General features: G+C 64.9%; 22 protein-coding genes and 1 pseudogene. 14 read left to right on the top strand and 9 right to left on the bottom strand.

What is annotated here, in order from left to right; genetic code table 11:
- Positions 1-23: 23 nt before the first annotated feature.
- Positions 24-1,889: a formate/nitrite transporter family protein gene (locus AUR64_RS06045; RefSeq protein WP_058581058.1), complete on the bottom strand. Its 1,866-nt coding sequence runs from the start codon at positions 1,887-1,889 to the stop codon at positions 24-26.
- 260 nt (positions 1,890-2,149) lie between these two features.
- Here AUR64_RS06045 and AUR64_RS06040 point away from each other — a divergent pair, with 260 nt between their 5' ends.
- From AUR64_RS06040 to AUR64_RS06030, 3 genes are all read left to right on the top strand, one after another.
- Positions 2,150-2,935 carry a DUF7388 family protein gene (locus AUR64_RS06040; RefSeq protein ID WP_058581057.1) on the top strand — a complete coding sequence of 262 codons (786 nt, stop codon included), beginning with the start codon at positions 2,150-2,152 and terminating at the stop codon, positions 2,933-2,935.
- Positions 2,936-3,022: 87 nt separating this feature from the next.
- Complete coding sequence (locus AUR64_RS06035) at positions 3,023-3,787, top strand: creatininase family protein (protein ID WP_058581056.1); 765 nt, start codon at positions 3,023-3,025, stop codon at positions 3,785-3,787.
- Complete coding sequence (locus tag AUR64_RS06030; protein WP_058581055.1) at positions 3,787-4,911, top strand: NAD(P)/FAD-dependent oxidoreductase; 1,125 nt, start codon at positions 3,787-3,789, stop codon at positions 4,909-4,911. Before AUR64_RS06035 ends, AUR64_RS06030 begins: the two co-directional genes overlap by 1 nt.
- 237 nt (positions 4,912-5,148) lie before the next feature.
- On the opposite strand, the pseudogene AUR64_RS21140 reads toward AUR64_RS06030, so the two are convergent.
- Together AUR64_RS21140 and AUR64_RS20885 are read right to left on the bottom strand one after the other, a co-directional pair.
- Positions 5,149-5,649, bottom strand: a pseudogene (locus AUR64_RS21140) (Hsp20/alpha crystallin family protein); the annotation flags it as partial.
- Complete coding sequence (locus tag AUR64_RS20885) at positions 5,646-5,804, bottom strand: DUF7559 family protein (RefSeq protein ID WP_169794656.1); 159 nt, start codon at positions 5,802-5,804, stop codon at positions 5,646-5,648. The pseudogene AUR64_RS21140 and the gene AUR64_RS20885, both read right to left, overlap by 4 nt.
- 150 nt (positions 5,805-5,954) lie before the next feature.
- Between AUR64_RS20885 and AUR64_RS06020 the strand changes: the two genes are divergently transcribed.
- From AUR64_RS06020 to AUR64_RS05995, 6 genes are all read left to right on the top strand, one after another.
- The gene (locus tag AUR64_RS06020) at positions 5,955-6,758 is read left to right on the top strand and encodes a hypothetical protein (RefSeq protein WP_058581054.1); all 804 of its coding nucleotides are present in this window, start codon (positions 5,955-5,957) and stop codon (positions 6,756-6,758) included.
- 48 nt (positions 6,759-6,806) lie between these two features.
- A complete protein-coding gene (locus tag AUR64_RS06015) occupies positions 6,807-8,552 on the top strand; it encodes a radical SAM protein (protein ID WP_058581053.1) in 1,746 nt (581 codons plus the stop codon).
- Complete coding sequence (locus tag AUR64_RS06010) at positions 8,552-9,340, top strand: MBL fold metallo-hydrolase (protein ID WP_058581052.1); 789 nt, start codon at positions 8,552-8,554, stop codon at positions 9,338-9,340. Before AUR64_RS06015 ends, AUR64_RS06010 begins: the two co-directional genes overlap by 1 nt.
- 102 nt (positions 9,341-9,442) lie before the next feature.
- A complete protein-coding gene (surE, locus tag AUR64_RS06005) occupies positions 9,443-10,324 on the top strand; it encodes a 5'/3'-nucleotidase SurE (protein ID WP_058581051.1) in 882 nt (293 codons plus the stop codon).
- Between the two features lie 56 nt (positions 10,325-10,380).
- A complete protein-coding gene (locus AUR64_RS06000) occupies positions 10,381-11,067 on the top strand; it encodes a YkgJ family cysteine cluster protein (RefSeq protein WP_058581050.1) in 687 nt (228 codons plus the stop codon).
- Between the two features lie 133 nt (positions 11,068-11,200).
- Complete coding sequence (locus tag AUR64_RS05995) at positions 11,201-11,611, top strand: TRAM domain-containing protein (RefSeq protein WP_058581822.1); 411 nt, start codon at positions 11,201-11,203, stop codon at positions 11,609-11,611.
- 17 nt (positions 11,612-11,628) lie between these two features.
- Here AUR64_RS05995 and AUR64_RS05990 read toward each other — a convergent pair whose 3' ends face one another.
- Positions 11,629-12,336: a class I SAM-dependent methyltransferase gene (locus tag AUR64_RS05990; RefSeq protein ID WP_058581049.1), complete on the bottom strand. Its 708-nt coding sequence runs from the start codon at positions 12,334-12,336 to the stop codon at positions 11,629-11,631.
- A gap of 287 nt (positions 12,337-12,623) precedes the next feature.
- A complete protein-coding gene (locus tag AUR64_RS05985; RefSeq protein ID WP_058581048.1) occupies positions 12,624-13,016 on the bottom strand; it encodes a PPOX class F420-dependent oxidoreductase in 393 nt (130 codons plus the stop codon).
- Between the two features lie 138 nt (positions 13,017-13,154).
- Here AUR64_RS05985 and AUR64_RS05980 point away from each other — a divergent pair, with 138 nt between their 5' ends.
- Complete coding sequence (locus tag AUR64_RS05980; protein ID WP_058581047.1) at positions 13,155-13,427, top strand: MarR family transcriptional regulator; 273 nt, start codon at positions 13,155-13,157, stop codon at positions 13,425-13,427.
- Positions 13,428-13,631: 204 nt separating this feature from the next.
- Complete coding sequence (locus AUR64_RS05975; RefSeq protein WP_058581046.1) at positions 13,632-14,540, top strand: glycosyltransferase family 2 protein; 909 nt, start codon at positions 13,632-13,634, stop codon at positions 14,538-14,540.
- A gap of 101 nt (positions 14,541-14,641) precedes the next feature.
- On the opposite strand, the gene AUR64_RS05970 is transcribed toward AUR64_RS05975, so the two are convergent.
- Positions 14,642-15,469: an amidohydrolase family protein gene (locus AUR64_RS05970; protein WP_058581045.1), complete on the bottom strand. Its 828-nt coding sequence runs from the start codon at positions 15,467-15,469 to the stop codon at positions 14,642-14,644.
- A gap of 190 nt (positions 15,470-15,659) precedes the next feature.
- Between AUR64_RS05970 and AUR64_RS05965 the strand changes: the two genes are divergently transcribed.
- On the top strand, positions 15,660-15,971 hold the full coding sequence (locus AUR64_RS05965) for a HalOD1 output domain-containing protein (RefSeq protein ID WP_162265530.1): 312 nt from the start codon (positions 15,660-15,662) through the stop codon (positions 15,969-15,971).
- 135 nt (positions 15,972-16,106) lie between these two features.
- Entirely contained in the window at positions 16,107-17,663 is a 1,557-nt protein-coding gene (thsA, locus tag AUR64_RS05960; RefSeq protein WP_058581043.1) for a thermosome subunit alpha, read from the top strand.
- 173 nt (positions 17,664-17,836) lie between these two features.
- On the opposite strand, the gene AUR64_RS05955 is transcribed toward thsA, so the two are convergent.
- Genes AUR64_RS05955 through AUR64_RS05945 form a run of 3 tightly spaced genes read right to left on the bottom strand, consistent with a single transcriptional unit; the run spans position 17,837 to position 19,737 of the window.
- On the bottom strand, positions 17,837-18,445 hold the full coding sequence (locus tag AUR64_RS05955; RefSeq protein ID WP_058581042.1) for a trimeric intracellular cation channel family protein: 609 nt from the start codon (positions 18,443-18,445) through the stop codon (positions 17,837-17,839).
- Positions 18,438-19,202: an SAM hydrolase/SAM-dependent halogenase family protein gene (locus AUR64_RS05950; protein ID WP_058581041.1), complete on the bottom strand. Its 765-nt coding sequence runs from the start codon at positions 19,200-19,202 to the stop codon at positions 18,438-18,440. The genes AUR64_RS05955 and AUR64_RS05950 overlap by 8 nt, the downstream gene beginning before the upstream one ends.
- A gap of 1 nt (position 19,203) precedes the next feature.
- Positions 19,204-19,737: a nicotinamide-nucleotide adenylyltransferase gene (locus tag AUR64_RS05945; RefSeq protein WP_058581040.1), complete on the bottom strand. Its 534-nt coding sequence runs from the start codon at positions 19,735-19,737 to the stop codon at positions 19,204-19,206.
- A gap of 167 nt (positions 19,738-19,904) precedes the next feature.
- Here AUR64_RS05945 and lonB point away from each other — a divergent pair, with 167 nt between their 5' ends.
- Positions 19,905-21,968, top strand: a complete 2,064-nt coding sequence (gene lonB, locus AUR64_RS05940; RefSeq protein ID WP_058581039.1) for an ATP-dependent protease LonB — start codon at positions 19,905-19,907, stop codon at positions 21,966-21,968.
- Positions 21,969-21,973: the final 5 nt, after the last annotated feature.

Here is a 21,973-nt window from a genome sequence, read left to right as displayed (position 1 = left end):
TCGAGAGAGCTTCAGGAGCCTCGCTACCGCCCGAACAGTCGCGAGAGAAGGCTGCGCTCGGTCGGTCGTTCTGCCAGCAACACCGAGCAGTCGAGGTCCGAGAGCACTTTCAGGTTGAGCGACCCGGCGACGAGACGCGACAGCAGTCCGCGCTCGGTCGCTCCGACGATGACGAGCGTGTTGTCGGCGGCTTCGCGGGCGATAGCACCCTCGATGTCGCCGCCGTCGTCGACGACGAGTTCGGCGTCGCCGAGGTCGTGGTCGGCGGCCCACTCGGTGAGGAACTGCTCGCCCTGGTCGCGGTCGGACGCCGAATCGACGACGTGTAGCAAGCTGATTTCGGAGCCGTCGGTCTCGCGGAGCGTGCGCGCGACTTCGGCGCTCAGGTCCGAGTCCGGTCCACCCGCCGTCGGGAGGAGGACGCGCGAGGTGTCGAGGCCGCGGTCCGAGAGGATGAGGAAATCACAGGGGAGTTTGTTCGCCAGTTCGTCGAGTGGACGTTCGGCGCGCGCGGCGCTCCAGAGGTCGTTTACGCCCCACCCCATCAGCACGAGGTCGGCGCGGGTGCGGTCGGCGACGGCGAAAATCTCCTCGAACGAGCGGTGTGAGACGACCGTCGACGTCTCGCAGGCGACGCCGTAGTCGGCGACGGTCTCTCTGACGCCCGCGAGTTGTTCTTCGGACTCGGCGGCGATTCGCTCGCGCTGTCCGGCGCTGTAGCCGCGAGCGCCGCGTCCCGGCGTCTGGACGATGTGAACGAGGTGGACCACGGCGTCGTCGTTTCGACTGGCGAGCGTACAGGCGAACTCCACGAGACGCGACTCGGTCCGCGGGTTGGCGATAGGGACCATCAGCCGGTAAGAGTCGCTGTCGGCCGCGGTGGGCACGGTCGCCGTGTTGATGAGCGGCACGTACGAGCGGCCGACGAAGCTGCCGAACAGCCACTCTCGAATCGAGAGCTGTCGGTTCGCGCCCTCGAAGCGGGCCGATTCGAGACGATGCTCGCTCGTCTGGAAGTAGTTGACGACGGTGACGAGTGCGATGCCGCCGATAGTGTTGCCCAACAGGACAGGGAGAACGAATCGGGTGAGTCCGGTGAGAACGGCGAGTTCGCCGTTGAACACGAGATACATTGTCTCGGTGAAGGAGACGACGACGTGGAACAGGCCGCCGAGCGGAACCGAGAGAAACGCCATGTAGACGACGACGAGGCGGGAGATGGTGTCGCGGGAGGCGTAGACGACCCAGACGACGCCGGCGACGATGAGGCCGGCGAAGACGGCTTTGAAAAAGAGGTCCCACCACGGCGTTTCGAGGCCGTGTCGGGAGATGTCCGTCGCCACCGTCGCGGCCTCCGGCGAGAAGACGCCGGTCCACGTGAGCACCGCCGCGCCGATTGCACCGCCGGAGAAGTTGCCCGCGAGTACGATGAGCCAGTGACGGAACAGCGCCGGGACGCTGGCGAGTCGCTCTATCGTCAGCGCGACCGGTGGCAGCGTGTTCTCGGTGTACAGTTGGTAGCCGCCGATGATGATGTAGATGAAGCCGAGCGGATACAGTAGCGCGCTCAGAATCGGGTCCTCGCCCGTCGCCGTCGACACCGAAACGTAGAGCAGGAACGTGATGGTGATGGCGAATCCGGCGGCCAACCCGCTGAAAAACAGTTCCCGGCTACCGGACGTAATCTCCTCGTCGGCGGCGGCGACGATACGCTGAAACACTTCGTCCGAGGAGAACCGGTCTCTGACGACGGCTCCGGCGGCGGGCGCGCCGCTTCTGGACCGGTCGACCGCCTCTCGCACCGAGTCCATCTGGTCGGACCGTTCGGGGTCGCCCCGTCGGGAATCGGGCCATTGGGAGTCGGAGCGTCTGGGGTCGGGGTCGTTCATTACCGAAACAAGTTTTCCGGAACTACATAGCGTTTCACCCGAAACCGGCCGACTCCCGTCGATTCTTCCCTCGAAACCGAACGAAAACTGCCAGTTTGTGCGATACGCTACCACCGGGTGAGCGGACCAATACTGACCCGAACGGAACCCTTTTGACCGTCACGAGGGTTACTCGTCAGTACATGGTCGCACAGACGATGGATCGCGTTCCGCGACGGTGAATCGACGTTTCTGACTAGCGGTCGCCCCGGAGTGATACGATGAAGGCACTTACCGACGAGTCTGTACTCTCGCACACTGGTATCGACGCCGTCGCGCTCAAACCCGCCGAGTGCGACGTGCGCCGCGCCGCCGACCTCACGGCGGCGACGATTGCAATCGACTACGAAGGGGTCGACCACCTTCCCGAAAAAGAAGTTCTGAAAGCGCTCGCCGAGACGGCCGACGTGCGCCTCACGACGCCCGTTCGCGCCGACGGTTTCGACCCCCTCGGCGACGACTCCCGCGTCGCCGACATTCCCGAGAGCGTCGGGCGCGTGCTCGTCGCCGGTCACGCCGCCTACCTCTCGGAAGACGAGCGACGCCGAGCGGTCGCTCCCCGACTGAAAGCCGCCCGCGAGACGGCCCCCGAGGCGTGGGTCGGAACCGAAGGCATCGAACGCGTCGCGCTCGCCGCCGGGGGAACCCAGTACGAACTGCTCTCGCGGGCGACCGAACGGGACGTTCGCGCGCTCCGAGCGGCGGGCTACGACGGCGAACTCGCGCTGTACGCGCCGACCGTTCTGACGGACGACGAAGACGAGATTCTCGACGCCGTCGGCGCGTACGTCGCCCGCCGTCGGCCCGTCGCCCGCGCGCTCCCCGACGACTGCGAGACGGACTCGCGTGCTGAGGGTCGTGCCCGAGAAGTCCTCTCGAAGGCCAGCCGCGACTACGCGCTCGTCGGAACTCCCGAGCAGGTCCGCGAGCGGGTCGGCAAACTCGAATCGCTGGGTGTCGACACCGTCGTCGGCTACCCCGCCCGCGGCATCGACGAGTTTCTGTAGCGCTCGTCACCTCTGTTTTTACTCTCTATCGCCACCGACGGCTTCCGAGCGACAAAGCGCTAAGTGTGATGGCCGTGACCTCGGTGCATGCATCTACTCGCCGAAGAGACGACCACCACCGCCAGCGACGCGTTTCGTGACACGTCGGTGGCCGTACTCCCGACCGGGTCGGTCGAACAGCACGGACCGGCGCTCCCGCTGGGAACCGACTTTCTCGCCGCCGAAACCGTCGCCCGGACCGTCGACCGAGACGACACTGTCGTGCTTCCCACCGTCCCGGTCGGCGTGAGCGACCACCACCGCCAGTTCTCGGGCACGCTCTGGACCGACCCGACGACGTTCGAGAACTACGTCGCCGACATCGCCGCGAGCATCGCCAGCCACGGCGTGAAGAAAGTCGTCGTCGTCAACGGTCACGGCGGCAACGTGGACGCGCTCAGCCGTGCCGCCCGGCGACTGCGCGCCGACGAAGTCGCGTTCGTCGCGCCGTGGAACTGGTGGAGCAACCTCGACGACCTCACGAAGGAACTGTTCGGCACGCCGGGTATCGGCCACGCCGACGCGATAGAGACGAGCATGGTGTACGCCATCGACGACGAGTTGGTCAGAGAGGGCGCGCTCGAAGCCGCCGAGGCGGGCGCGAGCGAGTCGTGGGGCCGGTCGGTTCACGGCGCCGAAATCGGCTTCGACACCGCGGACTTTTCCGAAAGCGGTGCCGTCGGTGAACCGACCAAGGGGTCGAAAGAGGCAGGCGACAGACTGCTCGAACAGGCCGCCTCGGAACTCGACTCCCTGCTCGATTGGCTCGCCGCACAGCCGTTTTCGGACCTCCTCCCGGAGGACCACCGCTGATGCGCGTCGCCGTCGTCGGCGGTGGCGCAGTCGGACTGACGGCCGCGCACGACCTTGCAACCCGCGGATGCGAGGTGACCGTCTTCGAGCGCGGCGGCTACGACCCCGAATCGACTCCGGGGGACGGCAGTTCCGCACGAGCAGCGGGCGTGCTCTACGACGCCTACGCCGAGGATATCGACGCCGAAATCGGCGGCCGGGCGCTGGAACGGTTCCGCGAGTTTTCGGGCGAAGACGGCTTCGAGTTCCGCGAGTGTCCGTACGTCATCGCCGTACGCGACGGAAACGAGACGGCCGCTGACGCGATGGCGGCGAGCGTCGACCGCATGCGCGTCCACGGACGTGAGGTGTCGGTCGTCGACCCCGCGGAACTCGGCGACCGGTTCCCGCTTCGGACCGACGACCTGTTGGCGACCGCCGTCGCCGACAACGCCGGGTGGACCGACCCGGCGGGCTACGTCGCGGCGATGGCGAAAAAGGCCGAGCGAGAAGGCGTCGGGTTCGAGACCGGCCGGTCGGTCGGCGTCCACGTCGACCCACCGGGCGTCGCCGTCGACGACGTGGTGACGAAACGGTTCGATGCCGTTCTCGTCGCTGCGGGGGCACACACGAAGCGGGTGTTCGCAGAGGTGGGTATCTCCGTCCCGGTGAAGCCGTACCGGGTGCAAGCGCTCACCGGCCGTCGGGCGTACGACGGCCCGATGGTGTACGACGCGACGGCGGGCGTCTACTTCCGCCCGCATCCCACGGGGGTTCTGGCCGGCGACGGCACCGTCCCCATCGAAGCCGACCCCGACGAGTGGAAGCGCGACGCCGACGACTGGTTCGTCGACGACATTCGGACGACACTCGACGACCGGGCCGGGTACGACCTCGACGTCGAACGGGCGTGGGCGGGTCTCTGTGTGGCGACCCCCGACGGGGACCCGCTGCTCGGCGAACTCAGTGAAGGAATCTTCGTCGCCGCCGGGTGGCAGGGACACGGCTTCATGCGCGCGCCGGCGACTGGCGAAACGATAGCAGAGCAGATGCTCGGTGAGACGGCGGGAATCAGCCCGTTCGACCCGACGCGCTTCTCGGGCGACGAGGAGTTCGAGATTCGAGAAGGGATGGCGCTGGAGTAGTTCGCGTTCGGTTCGAGACGACCGCAACCGGTCGCCACCGGTCGCCACCGGTCGCCACCGGCCACAACCGGTCGCTATCGGTTGTTACTTGTCCGTCTCGTCTTCGTCGGCAGATTCTTCGGTGTCTGCGGTCTCTACGTCGAGTTCGTCGGTGTCGACGTCGTCCTCACCGGGTTCGCTCGTCGCCGGTTCAGCGGCTTCGGCGGGTTCGGCCGCCGCGTCGCCCTCGCTGGTTGCGGCGTCTTCGTCGACCATCGACTCGGTGGAGGCGGCCGCGTCCGTCTCTGCGGCGGCAGTGTCGTCTTCGCTGTTCTCGTCGCTCTCGGACACCTCGTCCTCGACGACGACGTCTCTGCCTTCCTTCGTTTTCGGGATGTAGACGCGGAGCGTGCCGTGTTTGGTGACCGTCGCCGTCGCCGCCTCTGCGTCGACGGTGGCGTCTTCGGGGAGTTTCGCCTTCCCGTCGAGCGAGAGGCCTCGTCCCGGGAAGCGCATCTCGAACCCGTCGTGGAAGTCGCGGAACCGGTCGATTCGGACCTGGACCTCGGTGTCGACGAAGCGGACTTGGACGTCGCTCTTTTCGGCACCGGCGGCGTCGAAGACGACGAGGTAGCTGTCGTCGCTCTCCAGCAGGTCGTACGAGAGCGGTTTTCGCTCCTGGACGTGACCGAACCCGCGACCGACCCGTTCGACGACGGCGTTGGCGACTGACTCGCCGAGTTCTCGCAAGTCGCTCATAGTTCGATGGCTTCGAGAGAGTCGGTCTGCTGGCAGTACGGGCAGACGAAATCCTCGACACCGACGTCGTCGGGCATGTCGTAGGTGTAGTGCAGTTCGAACATATCCATCTCACAGTCGGGACTGGTGCAGGCTACTTCGAGCGTCGCGGGCATGATGACAGATAGCGGTCCCATCCAAATAAACGCGCTGGGTGTAACCGGCCGTCTGCGGCGAGATATCGGCGTCGGTTATAAGAGCAGGGGGCGAGTACCGGTCAGATAGCCAAACACTCTATGAACGACGGGTATCAGTCGCCAGAGCGTGTGTACAGCGTCGTGTTCGACGCCCACGCTCGGGAGTCGGGGGACCGAAGTTGGGTCGTCGAAGCGACGGTGACCGACGAGTCACTGCGGGTCGACGACTGCGCACCCGTCGCCGAGCGCTTCGGCGTTTCGCCGCATCGAACGGACACCGTCGCTGCGCTCGTCTCGCATCTGGCCGACCTCGGTGGCTGCTGTGCGGTCGGTCTCGACTTCCCGTTCGGCCTCCCGAAGACGGTGATTCCCGAGCGTCGCTGGCAGCGGTTCGTCGACGAACTCCCCGACTGGTTTTCGAGTCCCGAGGATATGACGAAACGCTGCCGGATGCACGCGCGCCTCGTCACCGACAGTGCGGAGACGGACCTGCTCCGAGCCACCGAGGAGCCGCTGGGGGCGATTGCAGCGTACGACGACCGCCTCAGCACGGAGACGTTCTACGGCATCCGCGACGTGTTACGACCGCTCGTGCTGACCGACACCGCCCGGGTCGTCCCGATGCAGATGCCGAAAGAGGGCTGCCCGCTCGTGCTGGAGACGTATCCAGCGGGAACGCTCGACACGCTGGAGTGTCGAGAGCAGGAGGACCGCTCCGCTGCCGACGCGCCGACACCGTCGCTCGTCTTCGACAACCTCGCCGACCGAGCGGTCGAACTCTCGCCGACCGTCCGTGAACGCGTCGTCGACGGCGGTGACAGCGCACTGGAAGCCGTCATCGCCGCGTTCGCCACCTTCCGAAACGCCACCGACCCAGCGAACCTCAGAATGACCGACGAGTTGCCGTCGGTCGAAGGCTACGTCTACGTATAGAGGAACCAGAACCGCACCGTTTTACCCGTCGACCGACAACCCGGGGCTATGACCGACCCCGCCGACCTTCAGGTGACGCTCGTCGACGGGTACGTCGACGAACCGGCACACTTCGGCGTGCCGCCGTACATCTCGACGTATCCCCGTTTTACCGCCGGTGCGATGGTCGACGCCGGGGTACCCGAAGAACAGATTACGTACCACACTATCGACGAACTCCGCGAGGATAGACAGAAGTGGGCCGACGTCGCCGACGCGGACCTGTTCGTCTATATCGGCGGCATGACCGTCCCCGGCAGCTACGTCGGCGGGACGCCCGCCGAACCCGAGGAGGTCCGGGAACTGGCGTGGACCGCCGACGGAACGACGCTCATGGGCGGCCCCATCCGCTTCGGCGTCGGCGAGGAGAACGCCGGCGGTCAGGATATGGAGCGCAAGGACCTCGACTACGACTTCGTCGCCAAAGGCGACATCGAAGCGGCCGCCTACGACCTCCTCGACTCCGGGTTGGAGGGCTTCGGTAACCGGATGCGCGACAACGAGGAACTGGACCGCTGGGCCGCGAAAGGCGCGTTCGTCGTCGAACAACACCCGAACCATCCGGAGTACCTCATCTGCGAGATGGAGACCTCTCGGGGCTGTGCGTACCGCTGTTCGTTCTGCACGGAGCCGTTGTACGGGAATCCCGCGTTCCGAACCGCCGATTCGGTCGTCAAAGAGGTCGAAAACCTCTACGACCGGGGTGCGCGCCACTTCCGTCTCGGCCGACAGGCCGACATCCTCGCGTTCGGGGGCGACGGCGAAGCACCAAACCCGGACGCACTTCGGCGACTGTACGGTGGAATTCGGGAGGTAGCGCCCGACTTGGGGACGCTGCACCTCGACAACATGAACCCCATCACCATCGCACGGTGGCCCGAGGAGTCCCGAGAGTGCATCCGAATCATCGCCGAGCACAACACGCCGGGCGACACTGCGGCGTTCGGCCTCGAATCGGCCGACCCCGTGGTGCAGGAGGAGAACAACCTCAACGTCACCGCCGAAGAGTGTTTTCAGGCGGTCAAAATCGTCAACGAAGAGGGTGGGTGGCGACCCGGCGAGGACCCTGCCGACGCACCGACGTACGGTGACGACGCCACCAATCGACTCCCCAAACTCCTGCCCGGAATCAACCTTCTACACGGCTTGATGGGCGAACGCGAGGAGACGTTCGCGCACAACAAGCGGTTCCTTCAGCGGGTGTACGACGAGGGGCTGATGGTTCGCCGCATCAACATCCGGCAGGTGATGGCGTTCGACGGCACCGAGATGTCGTCGACGGGGTCCCAGATTGCAAAAGACCACAAGAAACTGTTCAAGCAGTACAAACAGGAGGTCAGAGAGGAGATAGACCGGCCGATGCTCAAGCGCGTCGCACCCCCCGGCACGGTCCTCGAAAACGTCCACCTCGAATACCACCAGGACGGCACGACGTTCGGTCGCCAACTCGGTACCTATCCCCTCTTGGTCGGTATCCCCGGCGAGCGTGAACTCGGCCGCACCATCGACACGGCCATCGTCGACTACGGCTACCGCTCGGTGACGGGCGTACCGCATCCGCTGGACGTCAACGGCGCGTCGATGGACGAGTTGACCGCGATTCCGGGTCTCGGCAAGTCGAAAGCCGGCGACATCATCGTCAACCGACCGTACGAGGCCGCCGACGAGGTAGACGACGTGCTCGCCAAGTTCGTCAGCGTCGGCGACGGCGGAAGCGGCGGAAGCGGCGGAAGCGACGCGAGCAGCGCCGACTGATGAATAGAGACGACACGACTCGCCGAGTCTCCGTCCCAGTGGCCACCCGCGCGCCGACGGGGGCGACGAACGCCTATCTCGTCGGTGACCAGTCCGTGCTTCTCGTCGACCCGGCCGCGCGAACCGACGAACTCGACTCGCTCGTCGCCGACGCGAACGTCGAACACGTCGCCGTCACGCACACCCATCCCGACCACATCGGCGCTGTCGCCGAGTACGCCGACGAGACGGGCGCGACGGTGTGGGCGCGTCGTTGGCGCGAGGAGCGATTCGAGCGAGCGACCGGAATCGAACCGGACCGGACGTTCGTCGACGGAACGAAGATAGAAACCGACGCTGGCCCCGTCACTGTGTTCGACACGCCCGGCCACGCCGCAGACCACGTCGCGTTCGGCGTCGGTGACCGGATTCTCTGCGGCGATTTGGCCGTCGCAGAAGGGAGTGTCGTCGTCGGGGCACCCGAGGGCGACGTACGGGCGTATCTGACCGCGCTTCGGCGGTTGCTAGCGAAGAACCCGGTGCGACTGTTGCCGGGTCACGGTCCCGAAATCGACGACCCGCAAGCGACGCTCGAACGGCTGATTCGCCACCGACTCGACCGGGAAACGAAGGTTCTCGCGGCGATTCGAGACGGGGCGACGACGATAGACGACGTGCTCGACGCCGCCTACGAGAAGGACCTCACGGGCGTCGAGGATTTGGCACGGGCGACGGTCGTCGCACACGTCGAGAAACTGGCGCACGAGGGCCGGGTCGTGTTGGACGGTGAGCAGGTTCGGCCGCTGTAGGCCGCCGTCTCTCTTCGTCCATACACCACCCGTGAGCTACCGAGACGCACCTACCGCTCCCACCGATAGACATTCGTATCGGACCGTCGTCGACCCGAACGAATGCAGACGCCGCGAGTGCTTCTGACGAACGACGACGGAATCGACGCGCCCGGCATCGAGGCGCTGTACCGCGAACTCGACGCCGTCGCCGACGTGACGGTCATCGCCCCCGACGAGAACCAAAGCGGGATGGGCCGCACGCGAAACGGCGCGGTGACGCTCCGCGACCACGAGTGGGGCTACCGCCTCGCCGGCACGCCCGCCGACTGCGTCGCCTTCGGCCTCGGCGGCGGCTTGGACACCGAGTTCGACATCGTCGTCTCCGGCATCAACGACAGTCCGAACCTCGGCAACTACGTCGTCGGGCGCTCGGGAACCGTCGGCGCAGGTATCGAAGCCTCTTTTCTCGGCACACCGGCTATCGCCGTCTCGGCGTACCACTCCGAGGACTTCCACTGCCACCCCGGCGAGGAGTACGAGTTCGTCCGACCCGCAGTCGTCGCCCGCGACCTGCTCGAACAGGTCTGGGAAACCGAGGTGTTCGACGACGTGGACCTATTGAACGTCAACGCACCTGTCGATATCGACGCCCCGCCGCTGCGACTGACGCACGTGTTGGCCGACTACGCGCAGTCGGTGGAGGAGGCGGAACCGGCCGCCGCCGACGGCGGTGAACCGAGTGACACAGTCGATGCGGCCGAGTCGGAGACGACAGACCGAGAGGTGCGACTGGTCGACCAGACGTGGCCGCACGTCGTCGGCTTCGGCAACCCGATGCCGGGCATCGACGAACACCGCGAGCGCTACCCCGAAGACAGCGACCGGCGCGCAGTTGTCGACGGCGCGGTGAGCGTCTCGCCGCTGTCGATGACGCACGACTACGTCGAGACGCCGGAACTCGACGCCGTCGTCGAATCGGTGGCGTCGTCGCTCGCGGAGTAGGCTCGAAGCGGGACGACGGCGTTTTCACCGTCGGCCTCGGAGGCAGAGTCGGATAGATGGAGTCGCTCGAAACCGAACTGAAGCGAGCGAAAACGCTCGACACCGACGTGTTAGCCGACGCTATCGAGTCAATCGGCTTCGAGTGCACTCGGTGCGGGGCTTGTTGCAAGGGATACACCGCCGAAGACGGCGACGAGGAACCGCACACCGCAACGGTGTTCCCCGACGAGATTCGGGAACTGGACGGCGAAACCGACGAACGCTACGAATGGCGCGATATCGCCCGTCCGATGCCGTACGGACTCGTCGAGAGTGACGAGAGCGACGACGGCGAACCCGAAGGCGAGACGTTCGAGTGGGCGCTACAGACCGACGCCTGCGGCGACTGCACGTTCTACGAGGAAGACGACGAGGGGATGGGCGCGTGTTCGGTCCACGACAACCGGCCACTCATCTGCCGAACGTACCCCTTTTCGGTCGCTCTCGGGGGGACGAATCAGCCGATGGGCGAGGCCGTCGGTAGCGAGGGAATGGTCCGCGCACACGAGTGCGAAGGACTCGGCCGCGACATCACCCGTGAGGAGGCCGAAGAACTCGCAGCGGCGCTCAAAGAGCGTGCAGTTCGGGAGATAGCGGAGGCGATAGGCGTCCGCGACAACTACGCACCGGTGGAGCGAGCGCCGGGTGAAGTGGTCGTCTACGACTCCGAAGGGGCGAAGCGACCGGACGGCACGAGTCGCTGAGTCGTCGGGGCTGTCGAGACGATTCCCGTAGAATCGGTCGCTCAGGGCCGCTCGTGTATCAACCGCCGGAACAGTGTTGGTGGCGGTACATCTTTAACGACAGCACCCGACCCACACGATGGAGGTCTCTCCCTTGGAAATCTCAGATAAACTCCTGTGTCTGTTCAGTGCGGAGGTTCGCAGCGACGGCGACTCTTACACCGTCGAAATCCCCCGTCGAGAGGTCGAAACCGGTTCTATCGAAGCGGGCGATACGTACCGTGTCGCACTCATCTCCCGCGAGTCGAAACCCGAGACGACGACCGATACGTCCTCGGCGTCGTCGACGACCGACGCCGATGAACCGCAACCGCCGGTCGAGGTCGGTGAACTACGGTACGTCGAAATCGAGGATATCGGCAAACAGGGCGACGGTATCGCCCGTGTCGAACGCGGCTACGTCATCATCGTCCCCGACGCCGAAGTCGGCGAACGGGTGAAAATAGAGATAACCGAAGTGAAGTCGAACTTCGCCGTCGGCGAAGTCATCGAAGAAGAGTTCTGAGTCGCTGCGAGCGGAGTCTACAGGACTTCCGCGTTCCAGTACGACACAGACGAGAGTTTTTCGCCGTACTCGTTGTCCCGTATCGTCTCGTCTAACTCGCGGAGTTCACCCGCGATGCCGTTCGGAATCTTCCGGTAGAGACCGTACGGCAGGATGAAGTCGTGCGACTCGTCGGCCAGTTGGAGGCCGGCACCGGCGAGCAGTCGTTCGACGTCCGCCCGGGAGTACAGATGCGACCCCATCGGGAGCAACCAGTTGTAGACGACGCGCGTACTGAAACTGTTGAACGTGTCGAAGAACACCTGTTTCTTCGAGACGCGACGCATCTCGGCGAGGAACTTCGCGGGGGTGTCCGCGAGGTGGAAAAACCGCATCGCCATCACCGCGTCGAAATGGTCGTCCGGAAACGGCAGTCTCGCGGCGTCACCACGGATGAACTCGATTCGGTCGCCGACGCCGGCACTACGCGCTTTCTGACGGCCCTGTGCCATCATCGCCGCCGAGATGTCGAGTCCGACCACGTCCGCGCCGCGTTCGGCGAGCATCACTGTGAACCGGCCGGTGCCACACGCGATTTCGAGTACGTTCTTCCCCTCGACCGGTCCGAGCGCCGACAGCACGGCCTGCTTCTCGCGGTGGTCGATGAGTCGCCCACCCTTCGAGAAACGCTTCGAGTCGTACTCGCGGGCTACGTCGTCGGCCTGGTACCACTCCTGTCCTTTCACACTACTTCGGACTGCACGCCGAAACACCAAAACCGTACTGGATGATAAGTCGGAATCGGCGAACCGTGACTTATGCTTGCACGCAGCATAGAATAGCTATGGCGACCTGTCGTCACTGCCACAGTGAGCACGCTCCCGAGGAACTGGTTCGCCACGAACTTCCAGGGATGACACTAGTGCACTGCCCGGACTGCCAGTGTCTCATGGGTCGGTACCGCCGTCACGGCGACAATCCCGAGACGGACCACCGGTAGCCGGCGTCGACCGTGACACCGACGACCGTCGACTTACCCGCTGGTGACGACGTGGTCGGCCGGAATACGGATGATGACGCGCGGACCGGACTCGTCGCCGTGGTGGGGGTACTCGTCGACGCCCATATACTTCTTTGCGAGTTTGTCGATGTGGTCGACTGCGCCGTCTTCGGTGAGCGTCGCCTCCCCGCGGACGGAGATGTAGCGGTACGGGTCGTCCGGGTCGAGAATCGAGACACTGACGTTCGGGTTCTGTTTGATGTTCTTCTCTTTTCGCCGGCCACGAGCGGTGTTTAGCAGGATGGCCTCCCGGTCGTCGTGGTCGACCCACACCGGCGTCACCTGCGGCGTCCCGTCGGGAAGGATGGTGGCGATGTGTGCGAACGACTCTTTCTCCAAGATGTCGACGTGCGAAGTCGGAATCACGCTCGAACCATCGGTGTGTGCCGTCAAAACCCTTCTCAAAGGGGTGTCATTAATATTGATATTAGGAAATAATACTATCTGGATTCGTATGCCGCATATGTAGCCAAACTTTACCACTGACCGAGCGCACGAGAAGGTATGAGCACCACTACCGCAGAGACCAGCCAACAGGACCGCCTTTCGGAGTCAGAGTTCCGTGACCGCCTCCGTGAACTTCCCCCGAGCGCGAAGCTCGTCGCCAAGGTTCTCGAAGGCGACGCACCGCTCTCGCAGGGCCAGCTCGCCGAGGAGTCGCTGCTTCCCGACCGGACCGTCCGCTACGCGCTGAACCGTCTCGAAGAGTCCGACCTCGTCGGCTCACGCTACAGCTTCAAGGACGCGCGCAAGCAGGTGTACTTCCTCAACACGTAATCGTCCCGACAGCGTACCGTGACTACTTCTCGACCAGTGTGATACCGACGAGCAACCTGCAAAAACAGCGTCCGGTGACCCGTTATCCGTCGACTGTCGCCGCACCGCTTTCGGTGGATTCGGGGCGCTCGGCGTGTGAATCGCTCGCATCTGTCGACAGCGAGCGGTGGCGAAATTTAAGTAGTTCGTCGCACACTGGGGGGTATGGAGCTCTCGGTCGTCGTCCCGACACTCAATAGCCGGGACCAACTCGCCGCCAGCCTCGACGCGTTGGCAGCGACCGCCCCGGACGCGGAGGTGATTGTCGTCAACGGCCCCTCCGCCGACGGCACGACCGGGATGGTCCGCGACCGAGACGACGTCGACGTGCTGGTCGAGGTGTCGGCGCGGACCCTGAACGTCACCCGGAACGCGGGCATCGAGGTCGCCTCCGGCGACGCCATCGCGTTCGTCGGCAACGACCTCCTCGTCGAAGAGACGTGGGGCGACGCGATTCTCGACGGCCTCGACGAAGCCGACGTAGTCACCGGTCCGACTCACCAGACGCTTCGCGCGGGAATGACGACCGAGACACCCGAACACCGCCGCATCCGCGACCGCGATGTGACTTACTTCAACGGCGGTAACGTGGCGTTCCGCGCGGAGACGTTGTCGAAACTCGACGGCTTCGACGAGTATCTCGAAACCGGGGGCGCACGAGACGCCGCCCACCGCCTCTCCGGATTCGGCGGGACGGTTTCGTGGCAACCGAAAGCGTGCGTCCGCCGCGAGTACGAGACGGAAGCCGACGGTGGGACCGACCGCCGCGACTATCACTGGAAGTATCGCGCGCTGGCGTATCGACTCGTGAAGAACTACGGCCTCCGACCGACTACCGTTCGCCGAACGCTCTCACACGCCGGCAGCGACGCGTACTCCGCCGCTCGCGACGTGGTCCGCGGCGAGGCAACCCCCACGAGGTGGGTCGGCAACGGCCGCGACGTCACTGTCGGTATCTCGATGGGAACCTCCGACGGACTCGTCGCCCGCGCCCGCGACCGGTCGGCGACTCGGAACCCCCACGGCGTCTCGAAACGCGCCGACCGCGCGGTTGCGCGATACGATTGGCGGTGAGTTGAGCGAAGCGAAACGAGCCTCGTCGCAAGCAAAGTGATGGCGGTAAACCTAACGGAGCGAGACGAATCTCGATGAACTCGGTCTCCGCGTTCGTCCTCTCACTGCCCGCCGGGGGCGAGCGACGGAATCACCCGCGCGGGGTTCTTCGAGAACGCCCGGGTCATCGCGTCTTCGGAGACGTCGAGCGTCAACAGTTCCATCACGGCGACGTTCGGGTGGATCGTCGGTGCACCGCTCCCGAACAGAATCCGGTCGGGATGTTCGAGCAGGCCGCGTTCGAGCAGCGAGCGATATCTGACGGCACTGGTGTCGAGATACAGGTCGTCGTATCGGTCCAACAGGTCGAGCGCCGCCCGCATCCGGTCGTCGTCGAGCGGAAAGCCGCCGAAACTCGTCAGAACGACCGGAAACGACCTCCCGAGAACCGTCTCGGCGGCCGTCGAAGGCGGAAACGCCGGCGACCCCTGGACGACGACGGGAAGGCCGACGTTGTCGAGCATGTCCAGTATGTCTTCGTCCGGGAGTCCGTCGGCCGCGGGGTCGAGGACGAAGCCGTGGAATCGGTCGTCGTAGGCGTACCGTTCGACGTCGCCCGGTGAGGTGTGGTGCTCCGTGCGAGATGCGGTGAGGTTCCGGAGTCGCGCGCCCGTCGTTGGCGACGGGTCGCGCGGACCGTCGAGGCGGGCGAACGCCGAGAACGGGCGGTCGACGCTGAGTCGGGCGACGGCGTTGTTCGACCGGAGGTAGCTCTCGTCGCGTTCGTGACCGCTGGGGGCGACGACAGCGTGGACGACACCCGCCTGATGCATCTCGCGTTCGAGTCGCTCCGGCGAGAGCGCCCGGCCGTGGGTTGCGACGTCCTCGGCGTCCGGGTCGAGGCGCGTGTGGACGTCGACGACGCGAAACCCGTGTTCCAGTTCCAGCATCGTGCGTCCGGTTTTCCCACGGGGTTATGAGCGTTGCGAGCGCTCGGCGGCGAAGTACTATAGTCGTCGGTGCTGTAGACTGCTTACGACGCGCGGGGGACCCGCGCTGTGTGTGTGGTGAGGAGAGGCAACTCCCCAAATCGAACACTGTGGAATTAGCGACGAATCGACTGCGAACACCGACGACATAATGTCTCACGAAACGTCAGATACCAAGCCGACAAGCAAGCCCGTGTTACAGGACGGCACCAGAGTACAGTATTTCTCATACGACCCGACGAGCGACGAATGGGTAACCGTCGCCGTCGTCGAAGCCGTCGCGGCCGCGAAAAACGCCGATATGAACGACCTCCCGCCGCTGTACGAGACCGGCATCGACCCGGACGCGCTGGAGGACCTCTTCGACGGAGTGACTCCGTGGTCGTTCTCGTTCCCCTATGCGGGCCGAACCGTCCTCATCGAGGGCGATGGGACTGTCTGCGTCGAGAACTCGACGAACTGAGTCCCCAACAACTTTCTGCGAGAGAATAACTGACAGAGCGGCGTCTCTGCGGGTGATTTTCGAACGATTCTACGAAAACTATATATAGAACTGCAAACCATGGACCGCTGAGGTTCATTCACCATGGCATCACGCATGCAGCAACCGATGTTTATTCTCGCAGAAGGCAGCGAACGGACCCGCGGACAGGCCGCCCAGGACTCGAACATTCGAGCGGGCAAAGCCGTCGCCAACGCGGTCCGAACGACACTCGGCCCCCGCGGGATGGACAAGATGCTCGTCGACTCCTCGGGTGAGGTCGTCATCACCAACGACGGCGCGACCATCCTCAAAGAGATGGATATCGAACACCCCGCCGCACAGATGATTGTCGAGGTATCGCAGACCCAAGAGGACGAAGTCGGTGACGGCACCACGACGGCCGCCGTTCTGACCGGCGAACTCCTCGCGCAGGCCGAAGACCTCCTCGAATCCGACCTCCACCCGACGGTCATCGTCGAGGGCTACCACGAGGCCGCCCGCCTCGCTCAGGAGGCCATCGACGCGCAGGTCCTCGACATCGACCTCGAAGACGACATCCTCGAACAGGTCGCCGAATCCTCGATGACCGGCAAAGGAACCGGCGACGTGACCGCCGACGTGCTGGCGAAACAGGTCGTCAAAGCGGTCCGACAAGTCGCCGAGGGCGAACGCATCGACCGCGACGATATCCACGTCCACACGAAGACCGGCGCGAGTTCCAGCGCGACCGAACTCGTCGAGGGCGTCGTCATCGACAAGGAACCCGTCAGCGACAACATGCCCCGGAGCGTCGAGGACGCCACGACCGTCGTTCTGGACATGAAACTCGACGTGCGCAAAGCCGAGGCCGACACCGAGTACAACATCACCAACGTCGACCAACTCAACGCCGCCATCGAGGCCGAAGACACCGAACTCCGCGGCTACGCGAAAACTCTCAAGGACGCCGGCGTCGACGTCGTGTTCTGCACGAAAGCCATCGACGACCGCGTCGCCGGCTACCTCGCCGACGCGGGCATCCTCGCGTTCAAGAGCGTGAAGAAATCCGACGCCCGCGCACTCGCTCGCGCGAGCGGTGCGAAGCGTCTCGGCTCGCTCTCGGACCTCGACGAGTCCGACTTCGGTCACGTCGACAGCGTCCAAGTGAAAAAGTACGGTGACGACGAACTCACCTTCATCGAGGGCGGCAAAGCGTCGAAATCCGTCACGCTGTTCCTCCGCGGCGGAACCGAACACGTCGTCGACGAACTCGAACGCGCGATGAACGACGCTATCGACGTAGTCATCGCAGCGCTCGACAAAGGCGGCGTCGTCCCCGGCGCTGGTGCGACCGAAATCGCCATCTCCGACTACATCCGCTCGGAGTCGGCGGGTATCGAAGGCCGCAAACAGCTCGCGGTCACCGCCTTCGCCGACGCCGTCGACAGTCTCCCGCGCACGCTCGCGGAGAACACGGGAATGGACTCCATCGACGCGCTGGTCGACCTCCGCGCCGCCCACGAGAAGGACGGCCGCGCAGGCATCATCTCGACGGGCCGCGCCGGCGAAATCGGCGACCCCGTCGAAGCCGGCATTCTCGACCCCGCAGCGGTCAAGCGCGAGGCCATCGAGTCCGCCACCGAAGCCGCGACGATGATTGTCCGTATCGACGACGTCATCGCCGCCGAGTAACACGCGTTTTCGACTTTCGACCCATCGATTTTTTGTCGGCGTTGAGCTGAGGACCGTTCGGTACAGACGGTCTACACAGTCTTAGCACGCGCACACGACTCTCAGTATAAGACCACTGCGTGGAGTGACCCGTAGAGTGAGACAACCAGAAGCGATTCGAGAGGTGCGGAACGTCACACCCGCGGCAACGACCAGTCCCGTCGAAGCGCCACGAGTCGGACGACGAGGACGAACACCGCACACGCGACGGCGGCAAAGTCGGCTGAGAGACCACCCCTCACGAGCGCCCAGAACACGACACCACCGAGCAACGCGGGCGTCGCGTAGAAGTCCTCGCGGAGGACGACGGGCACTCTCGTCAGCAACAGGTCCGCGAGACTCCCGCCCCCGACGGCGGTGAGCGTCGCGAGCACGACGACGCCGTACGGCGACAGCCCTGCCTCAGCACCGACAAGTGCGCCCGTCGCGGCGAACGCGGCTAATCCGATAGCGTCGGGCAGTTGTATCGCCGGGTGGTCGCGCAGTCGACCCGAGACGAGCGACGAGAGCGCGACGGCGAGGCCGACGCCGACGAACGCGACACTCACGTCGGCGACCGACTGCAGCGACGCGGGCGTCCGGCCGACGAGTACGTCACGCATCGTGCCGCCGCCGAGGGCGGTGAGGATACCGAGAACCGCCACGCCGAAGAGGTCGAGGTCCGCGTCGGCGGCTTTCAGCGCGCCGACGACGGCGAAGGCGACGAGGCCGACGAGGTTCATCACCGAGAAGGCGTCAACCATCGAATCGCAGGCGAATCTCGTCACCGACGCCGACGTCGAACGCGTCGTCGCCGCGGCCCCGGTTGACCGCGAGTTCGACGTGGCCGTGACTGCCGACGGTGAGGAGTCGCTCACCCGTATCGACGGCGGCGAACGACCCACCGACGGGGACGCGTTCGTCGTTTACAGCCCCCTCGTCGCGGCCGTCGAGGAGGGCACCGGGGAGGTTCGTGATGGCGTTGCCGAAGTCGTCGACGACGAGCACCTCGCCGGTGGCGTCGTCGTCGCGGAGTTCTGGTTTGGGGAACTCGTAGTCGACGAACTCGGCGGCCGGTGAGACGGCGTCGAGCGTCTCTACGGCGTCGACGCCGACGTCGTGAACTTCGGCCGTGGCGGGTGCGAACACGTCCCGGCCGTGGAACGTCGCGGAGTCGGGGTCCTCGTAGGCGTAGTCGAACACCCTCATTTCTCCATTCTCTCCGGCGAGTCGGCGGGCGACCGGGAGCAACAGGCCATTGTCGGGACCGACGAGTGCGTGTTCGCCCGCGCGGACGACGAGGGCAGCGCGGTCGGTGCCGACGCCGGGGTCGACGACGGCGAGATGGACCGCGGGAGGAAAGTACGGGAGCACTTCGCGGAGCCAAAAGGCCGCCGTGCGAACGTCCTGTCGGGGAAAGTCGTGGGCGACGTCGACCAGTCGGGCGTCGCTGCGCGCGAGGATGACGCCTTTCATCGCCGCGGGGTACGGCGTGCCGAAGTCGGAGGCCAGCGTAATCATCTCAGGCGGGGTCGGAGTTGCCGTCGCCGTTGGCGTCGGAGTCGCTGACGCGCTGGATGCGTTCGATGCCGTCCATCTCCTCGACGACGTTGACGACTGCCTCCGGGACGAGATGTCGCCAGTTTTCGTCCTGAATCATCCGTTCTCGGAGTTCGGTTCCTTCGAGCACTTCGCGCCGGAACATCGGCGACTGACGGACTTCGACGCCCGCCTCGTTGAACAGTTGGACGACGAGCGGGTTGTTCGAGTACGCGACGTCGAAACTCGGCGACATGCTCTGGACGTGGCTCACCCAGACGGAGTTACGGTCGAGGTCCTCGATGGGGACGACGTAGGTCGTGAGGTCGAACTCCGACAGCGACTTCGTCAGCATCATGACGCGTTCGCCCGCGGTGAACGGGTTGCGCGGCGTGTGTGAGTCGCCTGCGCTCCCGATACCGAGAACGAGTTCGTCGACTTCGGTCGCAATCTCTTCGACCATGTGGTGGTGGCCGTTGTGGTACGGTTGGAACCGCCCGATGTAGAACCCCCGCATGACTGAACAGTACCGTCGCAGTATTTATAAACACGGCGAGTCGTCCGAAGTGCCGAAAACGGCCGCGAGAAGCCTATAAGCTGGCAGACTGGTTCGAAGAGCGACGGATGCTCGGGGAGAAAGTATATCAGGCGAGCGACCCTCCGGACAGGTAGCGACACAGTTCTATGAGCAACGACATGGATAAAGACGACAGCCTCCCGGAACAGGGGGCAGACGAGTCCGCGCCGACGTCCGAGAAGGACGTCACCGACCCCGTCGACGACGGGACCGACGAGCGGACCATCGACGACCTCGGAAGCGACGTCGAGGTGTCTGCGGAGGTAGCCGACGACGTCGACGAGGACGACCTCCTCGGCGGCCTCAAAATCGAGACCACCGAAGATATCGAGGTTCCCGACCGCCTCGTCGACCAGGTCATCGGACAGGAGCACGCTCGCGACGTCATCCTGAAAGCGGCCAAACAGCGTCGCCACGTCATGATGATCGGCTCTCCGGGCACCGGGAAGTCGATGCTGGCGAAGGCGATGAGTGAACTCCTCCCGAAAGAGGAACTTCAGGACGTTCTCGTCTACCACAACCCCGACGACGGCAACGAACCGAAGGTTCGGACCGTCCCCGCCGGGAAAGGTGAACAGATAGTCGAGGCCCACAAGGAGGAAGCCAGAAAGCGCAACCAGATGCGCTCGTTCCTCATGTGGATTATCATCGCGGTGGTCGTGGGCTACTCGCTCATCATCGCCCAGCAAGTGCTTCTGGGTATTCTCGCAGCGGGTATCATCTTCCTCGCCTTCCGCTACGGTTCCCGCGGCAGCGACGCGATGATTCCGAACCTCCTCGTGAACAACGCCGACACGTCGACGGCCCCGTTCGAGGACGCCACCGGCGCACACGCCGGTGCACTGCTCGGCGACGTCCGCCACGACCCGTTCCAGTCCGGTGGGATGGAGACGCCGAGTCACGACCGCGTCGAAGCCGGCGCGATTCACAAAGCGAACAAAGGCGTGTTGTTCGTCGACGAAATCAACACGCTCGACATCCGCTCCCAGCAGCATCTGATGACGGCGATTCAGGAGCGGGAGTTCTCCATCACCGGCCAGTCCGAGCGCTCCTCGGGTGCGATGGTCCAGACGGAACCGGTCCCGACGGACTTCGTGATGGTCGCGGCGGGGAACCTCGACGCGATGGAGAACATGCACCCCGCGCTCCGTTCCCGTATCAAAGGGTACGGGTACGAGGTGTACATGGACGACACCATCGAGGACACGCCGGCGATGCGCCGCAAGTACGCGCGCTTCGTCGCCCAAGAGGTCGCCAAAGACGGTCGCCTCCCCTCGTTCAACGAGGCTGCCATCGAGGAAATCATCCTCGAAGCCCGTCGCCGCGCGGGCCGGAAAGGCCACCTCACCCTCGAACTGCGTAACCTTGGGGGCTTGGTCCGCGTCGCGGGCGACATGGCCCGCGCCGAGGACGCCGAGTTCACCACGCGCGAACACGTGCTCCAAGCGAAAGGTCGCTCCCGCAGCATCGAACAGCAGCTCGCGGACGACTTCATCCAGCGGCGCAAAGACTACGAACTCTCGGTCAACGAGGGCTACGTCGTCGGCCGCGTCAACGGACTCGCGGTCATGGGTGAGGACTCCGGTATCGTCCTTCCCGTGATGGCCGAAGTGACGCCTTCGCAGGGCCCCGGTACGGTCATCGCCACCGGTCAGCTCAAAGAGATGGCCCAAGAGGCCGTCGACAACGTCTCGGCTATCATCAAGAAGTTCTCCGACGAGAACATCTCCGAGAAGGACATCCACATCCAGTTCGTGCAGGCCGGACAGGGCGGCGTCGACGGCGACTCCGCCTCCATCACCGTCGCAGCCGCCGTCATCAGCGCGCTGGAAGACGTCGGCGTCGACCAGTCGCTGGCGATGACCGGTTCGCTGTCGGTCCGCGGTGACGTGCTCCCAGTCGGCGGGGTCACGCACAAAATCGAGGCCGCCGCCAAGGCGGGGATGGACCGTGTCATCATCCCGAGAGCGAACGAACAGGACGTGATGATAGAAGACGAGTACGAGGAGATGATAGAAATCATCCCCGTCAGCCACATCAGCGAAGTGCTCGACGTGGCGCTCGAAGGCGAACCCGAGAAGGATTCGCTCGTCGACCGCCTCAAGAGCATCACCGGGTCGGCATTCGAGAAGCAAGGCTCCCCCAGCCCCTCGAACCCCAGTCCGCAGTAACGTAG

The sequence above is a fragment of the Haloprofundus marisrubri genome, assembly GCF_001469955.1.
GTDB lineage: Archaea > Halobacteriota > Halobacteria > Halobacteriales > Haloferacaceae > Haloprofundus > Haloprofundus marisrubri.
The sequence above is the reverse complement of the archived record's forward strand: the minus strand, read 5'-3'. Positions and strand labels throughout refer to the sequence as shown.